Annotated in this window: 2 protein-coding genes; both read left to right on the top strand. The window is 76.0% G+C overall.

The window, feature by feature from the left end:
- Nucleotide 1 precedes the first annotated feature (1 nt).
- On the top strand, nucleotides 2–17,146 hold the full coding sequence (locus tag ACR807_RS01730) for an SDR family NAD(P)-dependent oxidoreductase (protein WP_438919373.1): 17,145 nt from the start codon (nucleotides 2–4) through the stop codon (nucleotides 17,144–17,146).
- Nucleotides 17,133–19,376: a cytochrome P450 gene (locus ACR807_RS01725; protein ID WP_438919372.1), complete on the top strand. Its 2,244-nt coding sequence runs from the start codon at nucleotides 17,133–17,135 to the stop codon at nucleotides 19,374–19,376. Before ACR807_RS01730 ends, ACR807_RS01725 begins: the two co-directional genes overlap by 14 nt.
- The last annotated feature ends 1 nt before the right edge of the window (nucleotide 19,377 follow it).

The following is a 19,377-nucleotide window of genomic DNA, read 5'->3' as shown; positions in this document are numbered from 1 at the left end:
CATGACCGACGAGGACAAGCTCCGCGGCTACCTCAAGCGCGCCACGGCGGACCTGCGGGTGATGAGCAGGCGCCTGGCCGAGGTGGAGGAGGCGGCCCGCGAGCCGATCGCCGTCATCGGCATCGGCTGCCGCTACCCCGGCGGCGTGGCCTCGCCGGAGGACCTGTGGCGGCTGGTGTCCGACGGCGTGGACGCCATCGGCGAGTTCCCGGACGACCGAGGCTGGGACATCACCCACGACCCGGACGGCGGTCCGGGCACCACCTCCACCCGGCACGGCGGGTTCCTCGACGACGCCGCCGGGTTCGACGCCGGGTTCTTCGGCATCTCGCCGCGCGAGGCGCTGGCGATGGACCCGCAGCAGCGGGTGTTGTTGGAGACGGCGTGGGAGACCTTCGACCACGCGGGCATCGACCCGACCTCGCTGCGCGGCAGCCGGACCGCGGTGTTCACCGGCGTGTGGTCCTCCGGCTACGCCGCCCAGCCGCCGCCGGACCTGGAGGGGTTCCTCGCCACCGGGATCGCGACCAGCGCCACGTCCGGCCGGGTGTCCTACCTGCTCGGCCTGGAGGGCGCCGCGGTGTCGGTGGACACGGCCTGCTCCTCGTCGCTGGTCGCGATCCACCTCGCCGCGCAGGCCCTGCGCGCCGGCGAGTGCACGCTCGCGCTGGCCGGCGGGGTGACCGTGATGGCGACCCCGGCGGGTTTCGCGGAGTTCTCCCGGCAGCGCGGCCTCGCCCCGGACGGCCGGGTCAAGTCCTTCGCCGAGGCCGCCGACGGGACGAGCTGGAGCGAGGGCGCGGGCCTGCTGCTGCTCGAACGCCTGTCCGACGCCCGCCGCAACGGGCACCGCGTGCTCGCGGTCGTGCGCGGCAGCGCGGTGAACCAGGACGGCGCCTCCAACGGCCTGGCCGCGCCCAACGGCCCCGCGCAGGAACGCGTCATCCGCCAGGCGTTGAGCAGCGCCCGGCTCGAACCGGCCGACGTCGACGCGGTCGAGGCGCACGGCACCGGGACCTCCCTGGGCGACCCGATCGAGGCGCAGGCGCTGCTGGCGACCTACGGCCAGGACCGCGCCGAACCGCTGTGGCTGGGCTCGGTCAAGTCGAACATCGGCCACACCCAGGCCGCCGCCGGCGTCGCCGGCGTGATCAAGATGATCATGGCGATGCGGCACGGCGCCCTCCCGCGCAGCCTGCACGTGGACCGGCCCACCACCCACGTCGACTGGACCGCCGGGCGGGTCCGCCTGCTCACCGAGCCGACCCCGTGGCCGGCCACCGACCGCCCCCGCCGCGCCGGCGTGTCGTCGTTCGGGATCAGCGGCACCAACGCGCACGTCGTGCTCGAACAGGTCCCGGCCGCGCCGGGGAGCACCGCCGAGGACACCGGCGTGCCGTGGCTGGTGTCCGCCCGGACCCCGCGGGCGCTCGCCGCGCTCGCGGAACGCCTCGGCGCGGTCGACGCGCCGGTCGCGGACGTCGGCACCGCCCTGCTGGAGCGGACCCGCTTCGAGCACCGCGCCGTCGTCCTCGACGACCACGCCGCCGGCCTGGCCGCGCTGGCCCGCGGCGCGAGCGCGCCCGGCCTGGTCACCGGCGAGGTGGGCGTGCCCGGCAAGACCGCGTTCGTCTTCCCCGGCCAGGGCGCGCAGTGGATCGGCATGGGCCGCGCGCTCTACGCGGACGAGCCGGTGTTCCGCGAGCACGTGGACGCCTGCGCGCGGGCGCTGGAGCCGCACGTGGACTGGTCGTTGGTCGAGGTCCTGACCGGTGCCGCGCCGGCGAGCGGGGCGCTGGACCGGGTCGACGTGGTGCAGCCCGCGCTGTTCGCCGTGATGGTGGCGCTGGCCGGGCTGTGGCGGTCCTTCGGCGTGGTGCCGGACGCGGTCGTCGGCCACTCCCAGGGCGAGATCGCCGCCGCGCACGTCGCGGGCGTCCTGACCCTGGAGGACGCCGCGCGGGTCGTCGCCGTGCGCGCGAAGGCCCTGGTGCCGCTGGCCGGCCTCGGCGGCATGGCCTCCGTGGCGCTGTCCCCGCGCCGCGCCGCCGACCGCCTGGAGCGCTGGGGCGGGCGGCTGACCGTGGCGGTGGTCAACGCGCCCGGCTCGGTCGTCGTCTCGGGCGACACCGCGGCCCTGGCCGAGCTGCTGGCGGCGTGCGCCGCCGACGACATCCGCGCCCGCGCGCTGCCCGTCGACTACGCCGCCCACTCCGCCCAGGTCGAGGCGGTGCGCGACCGGCTGCTGCGCGACCTGGCCGGGATCACCCCGCGCCCCGCGACGATCCCGCTGCACTCCACGGTCACCGGCGGGCCCGTCGACCGGCTGGACGCCGGGTACTGGTACCGCAACCTGCGGGAACCGGTGCTGTTCGACCGCGCCGTGACGACCCTGCTCGACGCGGGCCACGGCGTGTTCGTGGAGGTCGGCCCGCACCCGGTGCTGGCGTCGGCGGTCGAGGAGATCGCCGACGGGCGGGACGTCCTGGTCACCGGCACCCTGCGCCGGGACCAACCCCGGGAGTTCCGCGCCGCCCTCGCCCGCCTGCACGTCCGCGGCGTCGACGTGGACTGGCGACCGCTGTTCCCGGCCGACGCCACCCCCGCGACGCTGCCCGGCTACCCGTTCCAGCGGCAGCCGTTCTGGCTGCGGCCGAGCGCCGCCGCGACCGGCGACCACCCGGTGCTGACCACGGCCGTGGAGCTGCCCGACGGCGGCGCGGCGCTGACCGGCGCGGTGTCGCTGTCCACCCACCCGTGGCTGGCCGACCACGCGGTGCGCGGCCGGGTCCTGCTGCCCGGGACCGCGTTCCTGGAGATGGCCGCGCACGCCGCCGGGGTGGTCGGCGCGGACGCCGTGCACGAACTCGTGCTGGAAGCGCCGCTCGTGCTCGACCACGACACCGTGCGGTTGCAGGTCCTGGTCGGAGCGCCCGACGGGACCGGCCGTCGCCCGGTCGCGGTGCACTCGCGGGGCGAGGAGTGGGTCCGGCACGCCACCGGCACCCTCGGCGACGCCCCGCCCACCACCCCGTCCACCACGCTGGTCGTCCCGCCGCCGGGGGCCGAACCGCTCGACGTGACCGGCCTCTACGACACCCTCGCCGCCTCGGGCTACGACTACGGGCCCGCGTTCCAGGGCGTCACCTCGGCCCGGCGCGCGGGCGACGCGGTGCACGCGGAGGTGGAGGTCCCCGCCGGCGACCGGTTCGCGGTGCACCCCGCCCTGCTCGACGCGGCCCTGCACGCGGTCGCGCTGGTGGACCCGACCGGCCCGGCGCGGCTGCCGTTCGCGTTCTCCGGGGTGGTGCTGCGCCCCACCGACGCGTCCGCGCTGCGGGTGCGGGTGTCCGGCGGCCCCGACCACTACCGGGTCGTCGCCGCCGACCCCGACGGCAACCCGGTCGTCTCGATCGACTCGCTGTCGGTGCGGGCGCCCACCGACGCACCGGACCTCCACCAGCTCACCTGGCACCCCGTGGACGCCGACACCACCGCGGACGCGGTGCACCACGTGCGGCGGCACGACGGCGACCCGGCCGACGCCGCGCTGCGCGGCACCCTGGAGGTCCTGGCGGCGATCCGGGCGCACCGGGGTGACGCGCCGCTGGCCGTCGTCACCCGGGGCGCGGTCGCCGCCGCGCCCGGCGACGCGGTCGACCCCGCCCACGCCGCCGTGTGGGGGCTGGTCCGCTCGGCGCAGGCCGAGCACCCCGGCCGGTTCGCGCTGGTCGACGACGACGGGTCGTGGGACGGCGGCCTGCCCGACGAGACCGAGTCGGCGGTGCGCCGCGGGGTGCTGCTCGCCCCCCGCCTGACCCGGGTGGAACGGGCGCTCGCCGCGCCGGACGGCCCCTGGCGGCTGGAGGACGTCGGCACCGGCAGCATCGACGACCTGGCGCTCGTGCCGCTCCCGGAGACCCCGCTGGAGCCCGGCCAGGTGCGGATCGCGCTGCGCGCGGCGGGCCTGAACTTCCGCGACGTGCTCATCGCGCTGGACGTCTACCCCGGCGAGGCGTTGATGGGCGGCGAGGGCGCGGGCGTGGTCCTCGACGTCGGCCCCGGCGTTTCGTTCCGTCCCGGTGACCGGGTGTTCGGGTTGGTGCCGGGTGCGTTCGGTCCGCGTGCGGTGGCGGACCACCGGTTGCTGGCGCCGATCCCGGACGGGTGGTCGTTCGCCCAGGCGGCGGCCGTGCCGGTGGTGTTCCTGACCGCGTGGTACGGCCTGGTGGACCTGGGACGGGTGGGCCCCGGCGACCGGGTCCTCGTCCACGCCGGCACCGGCGGCGTCGGCATGGCCGCGATCCAGCTGGCGCGGCACCTGGGCGCGGAGGTGTTCGCGACGGCGAGCCCCGGCAAGTGGGACGTGCTGCGCGGCTTGGGGCTGGACGACGGGCACATCGCCTCCTCGCGGACGGTGGAGTTCGAGGGGCGTTTCCCGCGTGTGGACGTGGTGTTGAACTCGTTGGCGGGTGAGTTCACCGACGCGTCGTTGCGCCTGCTCGCGCCGGGCGGCCGGTTCGTGGAGATGGGCAAGACCGACATCCGCGACGCCGCCGACCACCCCGACCTCACCTACGCGGCCTTCGACATCGCGGACGCCGGTCCGGCGCGGCTCGGCGAGATCCTGGCCGCCACCGTGGCCGCCCTCGCCGACGGGACGCTGACCCCGCTGCCGCTCGACCTCCGGGGCGTCCGCGACGCGGTGGACGTGTTCCGGCACATGAGCCAGGCCCGGCACGTCGGCAAGATCGTCCTGAACCTGCCCGCCGACCTCGCCGAGGGCACGGTGCTGATCACCGGTGGTACGGGGACGCTGGGGTTGGCGGTGGCGCGGCACTTGGTCGAGCGGCACGGTGTCCGGCGGTTGGTGCTGGTGAGTCGTCGTGGTGGTGCGGTTCCGGTGTTGGACGCCGAGGTGCGGGTGGTGGCGTGCGACGTGTCGGATCGTGCGCAGGTCGCGGAGTTGGTGGCGTCCGTCCCCGACCTGAGGGTGGTGGTGCACGCCGCCGGGGTGCTCGACGACGCCGTGGTCGACGCGGTGACACCGGAGCAGGTGGCCCGCGTGTTCGAACCCAAGGCGCGGGCGGCCTGGCACCTGCACGAGCTGACCGCCGACCTGGACGCGTTCGTGCTGTTCTCCTCCGCCGCCGGGGTGCTCGGCAGCCCCGGCCAGGCCCACTACGCCGCCGCGAACGCGTTCCTCGACGGCCTGGCCGCGCACCGGCGCTCGCTCGGGATGCCCGCCGTGTCGCTGGCCTGGGGGTACTGGGCCGAGAGCAGCGGGATGACCGGCCACCTGTCCGAGCACGACCGGCAGCGCCTCGCCCGGTCCGGCGTCGTCCCGCTGAGCACCGACCACGCGCTCGACCTGTTCGACGCGGCCCTGGCCACCGACCGGGCCGTGGTCGCGCCCATCACGCTCAACCCCGCCCGGACCCCGGCCGGCCCCTCTGCCCTGCGGGGCGTCACCGGCCCCCGGGCCAGGCGCACCGTTCGCGGTGCGACCGCGGACCGGCTGCGGTCCCTGCCGGAGGCCGCGCGGCGGGCCGCGCTGCTCGACCTCGTCACCGCCACCACCGCCACGGTGCTCGGCCACGCCTCACCCGACGCCGTGGACGCCCGCCGGCCGTTCCGGGACCTCGGGTTCGACTCGCTGACGGCGGTGGAGCTGCGCAACCGGTTGGCGTCGGCGACCGGGCTGCGGTTGCCCGCCACGCTCGTCTTCGACCACCCCACCCCGGAACGCCTGGTCGACCACCTGCGCGACGAGGTCGTCGGTGCCCGCCGGGAAGTCGCCGCGGTCGCCGAAGCCGTGGACGACGACCCGGTGGTGATCGTGGGTATGGGGTGTCGTCTGCCGGGTGGTGTGGGGTCGCCGGAGGGTTTGTGGCGGTTGGTGTCGGGGGGTGTGGACGCGATCGGCGGGTTCCCGTCTGATCGTGGGTGGGATGTGGAGCGGTTGTTCCACCCTGATCCGGATCATCCGGGGACGAGTTACACGCGTTCGGGTGGGTTCCTGTCGGATGTGGCGGGTTTCGACGCGGAGTTCTTCGGCATTTCGCCGCGTGAGGCGTTGGCGATGGACCCGCAGCAGCGGGTGTTGTTGGAGACGGCGTGGGAGACGTTCGAGCATGCCGGGATCGACCCGACCTCGTTGCGCGGCAGCCGGACCGGGGTGTTCACCGGCCTGTGGTCCTCCGGCTACGGCCTCGGTGCCCAGGGCGACGTGGAGGGCTACTACGGCACCGGCGCGGCGACCAGCGTGGTGTCCGGCCGGGTCGCCTACCTGCTCGGCCTGGAGGGCGTCGCGGTCTCCATCGACACCGCGTGCTCGTCGTCGCTGGTCGCGATGCACCTCGCGGCGCAGTCGCTGCGCTCGGGGGAGTGCGACCTGGCCCTGGCGGGCGGCGTCACGATCATGGCCACACCGGTCGGGTTCACCGAGTTCTCCCGGCAACGCGGGCTGTCGGCCGATGGCCGGTGCAAGGCGTTCTCCGCGTCGGCCGACGGCACCGGCTGGGGCGAGGGCTCCGGGCTGGTGCTGCTGGAACGGCTGTCGGACGCGCGGCGGCGCGGTCACCGGGTGCTGGCGGTGCTGGCGGGCACGGCGGTGAACCAGGACGGCGCGTCCAACGGGTTGACCGCGCCCAACGGCCCGTCGCAGGAACGGGTGATCCGGCAAGCACTGGCGAACGCCGGTCTCGTTCCGTCCGATGTGGACTTCGTCGAGGCGCACGGCACCGGCACCTCCCTGGGCGACCCGATCGAGGCCCAGGCGTTGCTGGCGACCTACGGGACCGACCGCGCGGAGCCGTTGTGGCTGGGGTCGGTCAAGTCGAACATCGGTCACACCCAGGCCGCGGCGGGTGTGGCGGGTGTGATCAAGGTCGTCGAGGCGATGCGGCACGGCGTGCTGCCGAAGACGCTGCACGTGGACGAGCCGACGCCGCACGTGGACTGGTCGGCGGGGAACGTGCGCCTGCTCGCCGACGCCGTGCCGTGGCCCGAGACCGGACGCCCGCGCCGCGCGGCGGTGTCGTCGTTCGGGATCAGCGGCACGAACGCGCACGTCATCCTAGAGCACGTGCCGGAGGCACCGGGACCCGACACCGATCACCCGTTGTGGCTGTTGTCGGCGAAGAGCGAGACCGCTTTGCTGGAGCAGGTGCGGCGGGTGCGGGAGTTCGCGGCCGATCGTCCCGGTGTGGTGGGGATCGGTCAGGCCCTGGCCGGTCGTGCCCGGTTCGCGCACCGTGCGGCGATCCTCGGGGCGGACGTGGTGACGGGTGTGGCCGGGTCGCCGCGCCGGACGGTGTTCGTGTTCCCCGGTCAGGGCGCGCAGTGGGTCGGCATGGGGCGCGAGCTGTACGCGGCCGAGCCGGTGTTCCGGGAAGCGATCGACGCCTGTGCGCAGGCTCTCGCGCCGCACGTGGGCTGGTCGCTGGTGGAGGTCCTCGACGGCGGCGAGTTGGACCGCGTGGACGTGGTGCAGCCGGCGTTGTTCGCGATGATGGTCGGCTTGGCCGCGTTGTGGCGGTCGCGTGGTGTCGAGCCGGACGCGGTGGTGGGGCATTCGCAGGGCGAGATCGCGGCGGCCTACGTGGCTGGGGCGTTGTCGCTCGACGACGCGGCTCGGGTGGTCGCGTTGCGCAGCAAGGCCCTGGTGGCGATCTCGGGTCTGGGCGGCATGGTCTCGGTCGGCTTGCCGGCGGACTCCGAGCTGCTGTCGCGGTGGGGTGATCGGCTGTCGGTGGCGGTGGTGAACTCCCCGACGAGCGTGGTCGTCTCCGGTGAGCCGGACGCGTTGGCCGAACTCGTGGCGGCGTGCGAGGCCGGAGGTGTCCGGGCGCGGGTGCTGCCGGTGGACTACGCGGCGCACTCGGCCCAGGTGGAGGCGATCCGGGAACGGCTGCTGGCCGACCTGGCGGGCGTCACGCCACTCGAAGCGCGGGTCCCGTTCCGCTCGACGGTGATCGACGGACCGGTGGAGACCGCCGACGCCGAGTACTGGTACCGCAACCTGCGCGAACCCGTGCGGTTCGACCGGGCCGTGCGGGCGTTGACCGGGCACGTGTTCGTCGAGGTCAGCCCGCACCCCGTGCTGCTGCCCGCGCTGGAGGAGCAGGACGCCGTCGCCGCCGGCACGCTGCGCCGCGACCGCCCCGACTTCCTCGCCGCCGCCGCGCGGCTGTTCGTGCTCGGCGTCGACGTGGAGCCGGGCGACGTGGACCCGGGCGGCGCGCCCGTCCCGCCGGTCGACCTGCCCACCTACCCGTTCCAGCGCGAGCGGTTCTGGCTGGCGGCGGGTGGTCCGGCCGACGTGTCCGGCGCGGGCCTGGACCCGGCCGACCACCCGCTGCTCGGCGCGGTCGTCGAGCTGCCCGGCGAGCAGGGCGCGGTGCTCACCGGCACGCTGTCGCTGGCCACCCACCCGTGGCTGGCGGACCACGCCGTGCTCGGCAGGGTGCTGATGCCCGCCACCGGGTTCGTCGAACTGGTGACGCACGCGGCCGGTGTCGTCGGCTGGTCGTCGGTCGAGGAACTCGTCCTGGAAGCGCCCCTGGTGCTCCCGGCGGACGGCGCGGTGCGCGTGCAGGTCGTGGTGGGGGCCCCGGACGGGTCGGGCCGCCGACCGGTGGAGGTCCGCTCCCGCGCGGAGGAGTGGGTGCGCCACGCCGTCGGCGCGCTCGCCGCCGAACCCGCCGCGCCGCCGGCGTTCCCCGCGTGGCCGCCCGCCGCGCGACCGGTCGACGTGCGCGACCTCCACGACGCCCTGTCCGGCTACGAGCACGGCCCCGCCTTCCAGGGGGTGCGCGCGGTGTGGCGGTCGGGCGGCGAGGTGTTCGCCGAGGTGGCGCTGCCCGCCTCGATCACCGACGCCGCCCGGTACGGCGTGCACCCCGCGCTGCTGGACGCGGCGCTGCAACCGCTGGCCCTGCTCGCCGGGGACACCGACGAGGTGCGGCTGCCGTTCTCCCTCACCGGGATCGCGGTCCACCGACCCGGCGCGGCCACCGCCCGGGTGCGGCTGTCGGGCACCGCCGCCGACGGCTACGCCATCGCACTGGCCGACGAGACCGGCGCGCCGGTCGCCACCATCGGCGCGATGACCACCCGCCCGGTGGCCCGCCCCGCCGACGAGGCCCTGTTCCGCCTCGACTGGCACCCGCGCGACGGCGGCACCACCCCCGCCCGGGTCGTGTCACCGCGGTCGGTCGCGGAGGCGCTGGCCCTGGTGCAGGCGTTCCTGGCCGAGGACGGCGACGAACGCCTGGTCGTGCACACCCGCGACGCCGCGACCGACCCCGAGGCCGCCGCCGTGGGGGGCCTGGTCCGCGCCGCGCAGGCCGAGCACCCCGGCCGGCTGGTGCTGGTGGACACCGACGACTCCGCGCCGCTCGTGCTCGACGACGAGGACCGGTTCGCGGTGCGGCGGGGCGAGGTGCACGTGCCCCGGCTGGTCCGGACCGCCCCGGAGCCCCTGGTGTCCGGCTCGCTGGTGCGGGCCGACAGCGGGAGCCTGGACGACCTCGCGTTCGCCGACGTGCCCGGGACGCCGTTGGCGCCGCACGAGGTGCGCGTCGCGGTCCGCGCGGCGGGCCTGAACTTCCGCGACGTGCTGATCGCCCTGGGCACCTACCCGACGTCGGCCGAGCTGGGCAGCGAGGGCGCCGGCGTGGTGACCGACGTCGGCCCGGAGGTCACCCGGTTCCGGCCCGGCGACCGGGTGACGGGGCTGCTGCGCGGCGCGTTCGGGGCCGTCGCGGTGGCCGACCACCGGGTGCTCGCCGAGGTGCCCGCCGACTGGTCGTTCGCGCAGGCCGCCGCCGTCCCCGTGGCGTTCCTGACCGCCTGGTACGGGCTGTTCGACCTCGGGCGGCTGGGCGCCGGCGACCGCGTGCTCGTCCACTCCGGCGCGGGCGGCGTCGGGATGGCCGCCGTGCAGCTCGCGCGGCGGGCCGGCGCGGAGGTGTTCGCCACGGCGAGCCCCGGCAAGTGGGACGCCCTGCGCGACCTCGGGTTGGACGACGACCACATCGCCTCCTCGCGCACCCTGGACTTCGAACGGCGCTTCCCGCCCGCGGACGTCGTGCTGAACGCGTTGACCGGCGAGTTCACCGACGCCTCGCTGCGCCTGCTCGCGCCGGGCGGGCGGTTCGTCGACATGGGCAAGGCCGACCCGCGCGACACCCCCGGCTACCGGGCGTTCGACCTCGCCGAGGCGGGGCCCGAGCGGCTGGGCGAGGTGCTGGCCGAGGTCGTCGGGCTGCTCGCGGCGGGCGACCTGCGCACGCCGCCGATCACCGCCTGGGACCTGCGGCACGCCTCGCGGGCGTTCCGGCACATGAGCCGGGCCGCCCACGTCGGCAAGGTCGTGCTGACCGTCCCCGCCCCGCTCGGCCCGGACGACACCGTCCTGATCACCGGCGGCACCGGGACGCTCGGCGGCCTCGTCGCCCGCCACCTGGTCACCGCGCACGGCGTGCGGCGGCTCGTGCTGGCGAGCAGGTCCGGGCACGCCCCCGAGCTGCGCGACGACCTCGAACGGCTCGGGGCGCACGTGACCACGGCCGCCTGCGACGTGGGGGACCGGGACGCGGTCGCCGGGCTGCTGGCCGGCATCCCGGACCTGACCGCCGTGGTGCACGCGGCCGGCGCGCTGGACGACGGCGTGGTCGAGTCGCTCACGCCCGAACGCCTGGCGACCGTGCGCGGCCCGAAGGCCGACGCGGCGCGGCACCTGCACGAGCTGGTCGGCGACGTGAAGGCGTTCGTGCTGTTCTCCTCCGCGGCCGGCGTCCTGGGCAGCCCGGGCCAGGGCAACTACGCCGCCGCCAACGCCTACCTCGACGGCCTGGCCGAACGGCGACGGCGGCAGGGGCTGGCCGCGGTGTCCGTGGCGTGGGGGCAGTGGGCGCGGGGCAGCGGCCTGACCGCCGCGCTGACCACGACGGACCGCCGCCGCCTCGCCCGGTCGGGGGTCGTGCCGCTGTCCACCGAGCACGCGTTGGCGCTGTTCGACGCCGCGCTCACCGCACCGGACCCGACCCTGGTCGCCGCCGGCCTCCGGGTGCACGCGCTGGGCGACCGGCCGGTGCTGCGCGCCCTGACCCGCCGGCCCGCCCGCACCACCCCCGGTGCGGCGGGCGACCTGGCCGCGCTGCCCGAGGCCGAGCGGCGCGCCGCCCTGCTGGAGCTGATCACCACGCACAGCGCGGCCGTCCTGGGCCGCGCCGGCGCCACCGACGCCGACCGGGCGTTCAAGGACCTCGGGTTCGACTCGCTGACCGCCGTCGAGCTGCGCAACCGGCTGTCCGCCGCGCTCGGCGTCCGGCTGTCGGCGACCCTGACGTTCGACCACCCGACGCCGACCAGGCTGGCCGAGCACCTGCTCGAAGTCCTGTCGGGCGCGCGACGACGCGTCGAGCGGCCGGTCGCCCACCACACCACCACCGACCCGGTCGTGGTGGTCGGCATGGGCTGCCGCTACCCCGGTGGTGTCGGTTCGGCGGCGGAGCTGTGGGGGGTGGTGTCGGGGGGTGTGGACGCCATCGGCGACTTCCCGGCCGACCGGGGTTGGGACCTGGCCGGGTTGTACGACCCGGAGGGTGGTCCCGGCACCAGCTACACGCGGTCGGGCGGGTTCCTGGAGGACGCGGCCGGTTTCGACGCCGGGTTCTTCGGGATCTCGCCGCGTGAGGCGTTGGCGATGGACCCGCAGCAGCGCTTGGTGCTGGAAACCGCGTGGGAGACGTTCGAGCACGCGGGCATCGACCCGACCGCCCTGCACGGCAGCCGGACGGGCGTCTACACCGGCATCTGGACCTCCGGGTACGCGGGAGGCGTCGACCAGGTGTCGCGTGACGCGGAGGGCTACCTGGCCACCGGCACGTCCACCAGCGTGACCTCCGGCCGCGTGTCCTACCTGCTGGGGCTCGAAGGCCCGGCGGTGTCGGTGGACACGGCGTGCTCGTCGTCGCTGGTGGCGATGCACCTGGCGGCGCAGGCGCTGCGCTCGGGGGAGTGCGACCTGGCCCTGGCCGGCGGGGTCACCGTCATGGCGACCCCGGCGAGCTTCGTGGAGTTCTCCCGCCAGCACGGCCTGGCCGCCGACGGCCGGGCCAAGTCCTTCGCCGCCGGCGCGGACGGCACGAGCTGGGGCGAGGGCGCGGGTCTGGTGCTGCTGGAACGGCTGTCGGACGCCCGCCGCAACGGCCACCGGGTGCTGGCCGTGCTGGCGGGCACGGCGGTGAACCAGGACGGCGCGTCCAACGGCCTCACCGCGCCCAGCGGACCGGCGCAGGAGCGGGTCATCCGGCAGGCGTTGGCCAACGCGGGGCTGGAACCGTCCGACGTGGACGCCGTCGAGGCCCACGGCACCGGGACCACCCTGGGCGACCCGATCGAGGCCCGGGCACTGGTCGCCACCTACGGCGCCGACCGCGCCGAACCGCTCTGGCTGGGGTCGGTGAAGTCGAACATCGGGCACACGCAGGCCGCGGCCGGTGTCGCCGGTGTGATCAAGATGATCGAGGCCATGCGTCACGGCACCCTGCCGCGCACCCTCCACGTCGACGCGCCCAGCCCGCACGTGGACTGGCAGCACGTCCGGCTGCTGACCGAGACCACGCCGTGGCCCGCGCACGACCGGCCCCGCCGGGCCGCCGTCTCCGCGTTCGGGATCAGCGGCACCAACGCCCACGTGATCCTGGAGCAGCCGGAGCCGGAGCCGGAGGCCGTTGTGTCGCCGGTGTGGGTGCCGTGGTTGTTGTCGGCGAAGTCTTCGGAGGCGGTGCGGGCGCAGGCGGTGCGGTTGCGGGGGTTCGTGGGTGATCCGGCGGTGGGTGCGGCGTTGGCGTCGCGGGCGCGGTTGCCGTACCGGGTCGCGCTGACCGACCCGGACCGGCTCGCCGCCGACCTCGACGCCCTCGCCGAGGCCCCGATCGCGAAGGCCCAGGCCGGCGGGACCGCGTTCGTCTTCTCCGGCCAGGGCTCGCAGTGGCGCGGCATGGGCGACCGGCTCGCCCGGGCCCACCCGGTGTTCGCCCGGGTCCTGGCCGGGATCTGCGACCGGCTCGACCTGGACCTGCACGAGGTGGACCTCGACCAGACCCGGTACACGCAGGCGGGGTTGTTCGCGATCGAGGTGGCGCTCTACCGGCTGGTCGAGTCGCTGGGGATGCGCCCGGACTACCTCGTCGGGCATTCGATCGGGGAGATCGCCGCCGCGCACATCGCCGGGGTGTTGAGCCTGGAGGACGCCTGCACGCTGGTGTCCGCACGGGGACGGTTGATGCAGGAACTGCCGCCGGGCGGGGCGATGGCGTCCCTGCGCGCCTCGGAGGCCGAAGTCCTCGCCGACGGCGACGAGGTCGACATCGCGGCGGTCAACGCGCCGGACACCGTCGTGGTCTCCGGCGACGAGCACGTGGTGTCGCGGATCGTCGAGCGGTGGCGGGAGCGCGGGCGCGAGACCCGGCGGCTGACCGTGAGCCATGCGTTCCACTCGGCCCGGGTGGAGCCGATGCTCGCCGAGTTCGCCCAGGTCGCCGAGACCCTGACCTACCACCCGCCCACGCTCCCCGTCGTGTCCACGGTGACCGGCGACCCCACCGACATGACCACCCCGGCCTACTGGGTGCGCCAGGTCCGCGACACCGTCCGGTTCGACCGGGCGCTGGGGTGGCTGCGCGACCGCGGCGTCACGGCGCTGCTGGAGATCGGCCCGCACCCGTCGCTGGTGCCCGACGCGGTCATGCGCCGCGACCACGACGAACCGGAACGCCTCCTCGCCGCCCTCGGCCGCGTCTGGGAGCAGGGCGGCGACTGGCGCCCGCCCACCCCGCCCGCCCACCTCGACCTGCCGGCCTACGCGTTCCGGCGGGACCGGTTCTGGCTGGTCCCCACCGCCCCGGCGGGCGCCGGCCTGGACCCCCTGGACCACCCGCTGCTGCGGGCCGCGGTGCCGCTGCCCGACGGGCAGGGCGTGGTGCTCGTCGGCGCGCTGTCCCGCGACGCGCACCCGTGGCTGGCCGAGCACACCGTGCTCGGCTCACCCCTGCTGCCCGCCACCGGGTTCGTGGAACTGGCCCTCCAGGCGGGTCGGCACGTCGACTGCGCCGCGCTCGCCGAACTCGTCCTCGAAGCGCCGCTGCCGCTGCACGACGCCGTGCACGTGCGGGTCGCGGTCGGCGCGCCCACCGACACCGGGCAGCGCCCCGTGGCCGTGCACTCCCGCACCGCCGCCGACCCCGACCGGTGGACCCGCCACGCCACCGGCGTCCTGCTCCCCGGGACCACCGCGCTCCCGACCACCGCGCTCCCGACCACCGCGCTCCCGACCACCGCGCTCCCGACCACCGCGCTCCCGACCACCGGGACGGCCGCCGCGAGCTGGCCGCCGGCCGGCGCGACCGCGGTCGACACCGCGGGCCTCTACGACACCCTGGCCGACGAGGGCTACGACTACGGGCCGACGTTCCAGGGGCTGCGCGCCCTCTGGCGGCACGGCGACGACCTGCACGCCGAGGTCGAGTTCCCCGCCGACCCCGCGCAGCTGACCGGCTACGGCCTGCACCCGGCGCTGCTGGACGCGGCGATCCAGCCGCTCACCCTGCTCACCGGCATCACCGCCGCGGTCGACGGCCCCGGCGAGAGCCTGGCCAGGCTGCCGTTCTCGTTCGCCGGCGTGTCGTTCACCGGCGCCGCCGCCGCGCTGCGCGTCACCCTGTCGCCCACCGCGCCGGACACCTACGCGGTGCGGGTCACCGACACCGCGGGCGCGCCGGTCGCCGCGATCGACTCCCTCGTGCTGCGCCCGGTCGAACTGGCCGACCTCGCCACGACCCGGCACGCCGACGCCCTGTTCACCCTCGACTGGACGCCGCTGCCGCCCGCGGACGGCCCGGACCCGGCGGTGGTGCTCCGCGACCTCGCCCCCGACGTCCCAGGCGACCCCGACGCCCTCGACGGCCGCGACCAGCTCGACCGGACGCGCGCGGTCACCCGCCAGGTCCTCCACGACGTCCAGGCGGCACTGGCCGACGACACCCGCCTGGTGTTCGTCGGCCGGGGCGACGACCTCGCGTCGGCCGCGGCGCAGGGGCTGGTGCGCAGCGCGCAGCACGAGCACCCCGACCGGTTCCTGCTGGTCGACCACGACGGCACCGAGGCGTCCGGGCAGGCCGTCCCGGCCGCCGTGCGCACCGGGTTCGCCCAGGGGGAACCGCACCTGCTCCTGCGGGACGGCGCGCTCCTCGCCCCCCGGCTGCGCGGGCACGCGGCGACGACCCCGGCACGGCTGCGCGGCACGGCCCTGGTCACCGGCGGCTTCGGCGTCCTCGGCGGCCTGACCGCCCGCCACCTCGTCACCGCGCACGAGGTGCGGCACGTCGTCCTGGCCGGTCGGCGCGGCGGGGCCACCCCCGGCGCGGCGGAACTGGTGGCCGAGCTGACCGCCCTCGGCGCGACCGTCACCGCGGCGGCGTGCGACGTCTCCGACCGGGACGCCCTCGCCGCGCTGCTGGGCACCGTCGAGGACCTGCGCGTCGTCGTGCACGCCGCCGGCGTGGTCGACGACGCCGTGGTCGCGTCGCTGACCCCCGAGCGGCTGCACGACGTGCTGCGGCCCAAGGTGGACGCCGCCTGGCACCTGCACGAGCTGACCGCCGACCTGGATGCGTTCGTCCTGTTCTCCTCCGCGTCCGGGGTGCTGGGCAGCCCCGGCCAGGCCAACTACGCGGCGGCCAACTCGTTCCTGGACGCCCTGGCCCGCCACCGGCACGCGCTGGGCCTGCCCGCGGTGTCCCTGGCGTGGGGCCAGTGGGAGCAGGACAGCGGCATCACCGCCGCCCTCACCGAGGCCGACCGCCACCGGCTGCGCCGCGCCGGCCTCACGCCGCTGCCCACCGAGCAGGCGCTGGCGCTGTTCGACGCCGGCGTGGCGGCGGGACCGCCGGTGCTCGTGCCCGCCCGCATCGACCCGGCCGCGCGGACGCCGCTGCTGCGCGACCAGCGCCGGACCCGGCGCGCGCAGCCCTCGACGCCCGTGCCCGCCGATCTGCTCGGCAGGCTCTCCGCGCTGCCCGAACCCGCGCAGCGGGCGCTGCTGCTCGACGTGGTCAACGCGCACAGCGCGGCCGTCCTCGGCCACGCCACCCCGCTCACCACCGACCCCGGACAGGCGTTCCGGGACCACGGCGTCGACTCGCTGACCGCGATCGAGCTGCGCAACCGGCTCAACGCGGCCACCGGCCTCCAGCTGTCCGCGACCGTCGTGTTCGACTTCCCGACGCCCGCGCAGCTGACCAACCACCTCTACGGCCGGCTGTGCGGCACGGCCGACCGGGTCGCCGGCCCGGTGGAGGCGCTGCTGCGCGGGGCGATCGACGCGGACCGCGCCCGCGAGGGCCTGGACCTGCTGGTCACCGCCGCGCGGCTGGCCCCGCCCGCCGACCGGCTCGACGTGACCCCGGTGAAGCTCACCACCGGGTTCGTGACACCCGCGCTGGTCTGCCTGCCCTCCGCGCTGGCCTTCACCGGCGTCGAGGAGTACACGAGGTTCGCCGCCGCGCTGGAGGCGATGCGGGACGTGACCGCCGTGCCGCTGCCGGGCTTCACGGGCGACCCGCTGCCCGCCGACGCCGACGCGCTGGTCGACGCGCTGGCCGACGCCGTCACCCGGGTCGTGCCGGGCGAGTTCGCGCTGGTCGGCCGCTCGGTCGGGGCGTGGCTCGCGCGCGCCGTCGCCGGTCGCCTGGAGACCTGGGGCCGCGGCCCCGCCGCGATCGCGCTGATCACGCCCACCGCGGACGCGCGGCCCCTGCTCGCCGGGGTCCTCGACCCCGCGCACCAGCTCCACCCGGTGGACGACGGCCGGCTGGCCGCGATGGGCCGCTACCTCGACCTCGGCGCGCGGTGGGCGCCGCAGCCGTCCACCACACCGGTCCTGCACGTGGGCACGGCCGACGAACGCCCGCCGGCCGGGCAGGAGTCGGTGGTCGTCGCCGGCGACCACTTCACCGTGCTGGAACAGCACTCCGCGTCCACCGCGCTGGCGGTCAGCAGCTGGCTCACGGACTTCCGCGGCTACGGGGCCGGGTTGTCCGAACTCAGGGAAAGGGACGTCCATGATCTGGGATGACGTGTTCATCGCCGGTACCGGCCACCACCTGCCGCCGCGCACCCCCGCGGCCGAGGCCGTGCCCGACACCGACACCATGCGGAGGCTGCTGGCGCTGTCGGACTTCACCTCCTTCACCCGGTCCGACGACATCACCGAGCAGGGCATGGCCGTGCGGGCGGCGATGGACGCGATGCGGCAGGCCGGCGTGACCGGCGCGGACATCGCGATGGCCGCCTACGCCCAGATGGACTCCCAGGACCACATGGCGCCCTCGTGCCACCTCCAGCGCGTCCTCGGCCTCGGCCACGCCCTCGTCTACGAGGTGGAGGCCACCAGCAACGGCGGCTCGGCCGCGCTCCAGTCGGCCGCCGCGCACCTGGTGGCCGACCGGTCCGCCACCGCCACCCTGGTCACCGCGACCTCCCGGTTCCGGCCGCCGCGCTGGGAGCGCTGGCAGCCCACCATCGGCATCTTCCTGGCCGACGGCGCGGCGTCGGCCGTGCTCACCCGCGACGGCGGCCGGGCCCGCCTGGTCGCCACCGCCAACAGCTCCGCCACCCAGATGGAGGTGCTGGCCGTCCCCTCCATCCCGGACCCGCTCGGCCACCGCGACCGCACCCCCATCGAGGTCACCGGCCTCGCGCCCTACCTGACCCTGATGAGCGAGGCCCTGGTGAGCGCGGTCGAGCGGGCCGCGAAGGAGGCGAACGTCGCCCTGGCCGACATCACCCGGTTCGTGATCACCGGCCTCGGGCTCGCGCAGCTGGAGGTGGTCGTGCTGGAACCGCTCGGCGTCTCCCTGGACCGCACCACCTGGCCGTTCCTGCGCGAACTCGGGCACGTCGGGCCGTGCGACCAGCTGCTGGGCGTGGACCACCTGCTCAACCACCCCGACACCGCGCCCGGCGACACGATCATGGTGGTCGGCCTCGGCATGGGCTCCCGGTTCACCGCGACCCTGCTGGAGGTCACCGAGCCGCCCGCCCGCACCACGACGTTCGTCGAGGCGTCCGCGCCGATCCCGCCGGTCGAGCGGTACACCATCGACCCGTCGGGCGCCGACATCTTCGGCGAGGCGGCCCGCCTGCGCGAACAGGGCCCCGCCACCCCGGTCGAGCTGCCCGGCGGCATCGGGGCGTGGGCGGTCACCGGCCACGACGCCGTGCAGGAGGTGCTGCTGGACCCGGACGTGTCCAAGGACGCCAACCGGCACTGGCCCGCGTGGCGCAACGGCGAGATCCCGCCCGACTGGCCGCTGATCCTGTGGGTGGCGATGAAGAACATGTTCACCGCCTACGGCGCGGACCACTCCCGGCTGCGCGGGCTGGTGGCCAAGGCGTTCACCGCGCGCCGCGTCGAGGCCATGCGCCCCCGCGTCGAGGCGATCACCGCCGAACTGGTGGACCGCCTGGCCGCCGTGCCCCGCGGGCAGGCGGTCGACCTGCGCGCGGAGTTCGCGTTCCCGCTGCCGATCCGGGTCATCGGCGGCCTGTTCGGGCTGTCCGCCCGGACCGGCGAGGACCTGCGCCGGCTCGTCGAGGCGGTGTTCAGCCTGGACGCCGACCCCGAGGGCGTGCAGGCCGCGTCCGCCGAGCTGTACATGCTGCTCAAGGGCCTGGTCGCGGAGAAGCGGGCCAACCCCGGCGACGACATGACCACCGACCTGATCGCCGCCCGCGACGCGGACGGCAACCGCCTGGGCGAGCAGGAGCTGCTCGACACCCTGCTGCTGACCATCAGCGCGGGCTTCGAGACCACGGTCAACCTCCTCGACAACGCCGTCCACGCGCTGGCCACCCACCCGTCCCAGCTCGGCCTGGTCACCTCCGGCGCGAGCACCTGGAACGACGTGGTGGACGAGACGCTGCGCTGGCAGGCACCCGTGCCCAACCTGCCCCTGCGCTACGCCGTCGAGGACGTGCGGGTCGACGACGTCCGCATCGCCCGGGGCGAGGCGATCCTGGTGTCGTTCGGCGCGGCCGGCCGGGACCCGGCGCGGCACGGCGCGAACGCCGAGGAGTTCGACATCACCCGGCCGTCCCGGCGTGACCACCTCGCCTTCGGCCACGGCGTGCACTTCTGCCTGGGCTCGCCGCTGGCCCGGATGGAGGCCGTGATCGCGCTGAGCGCCCTGTTCGACCGGTTCCCCGGCCTGCGCCTCGCGGTGCCGTCGGAGGAGCTGGAGCCGCTCGGGTCGTTCTTCACCAACGGCCACAAGACGCTGCCCGTCGTCCTGGAGGAGGACTGAG

The organism is Saccharothrix sabaoui (genome assembly GCF_051756985.1).
Lineage (GTDB): Bacteria > Actinomycetota > Actinomycetes > Mycobacteriales > Pseudonocardiaceae > Actinosynnema.
Note: the sequence above shows the minus strand (reverse complement) of the source record. Positions and strands in the feature narration are given on the sequence as shown.

Coding starts and splice junctions, on each gene's coding strand:
- ACR807_RS01730 (WP_438919373.1), top strand. CDS start 2: ATGACCGACGAGGACAAGCTCCGCGGCTACCTCAAGCGCGCCACGGCG.
- ACR807_RS01725 (WP_438919372.1), top strand. CDS start 17,133: ATGATCTGGGATGACGTGTTCATCGCCGGTACCGGCCACCACCTGCCG.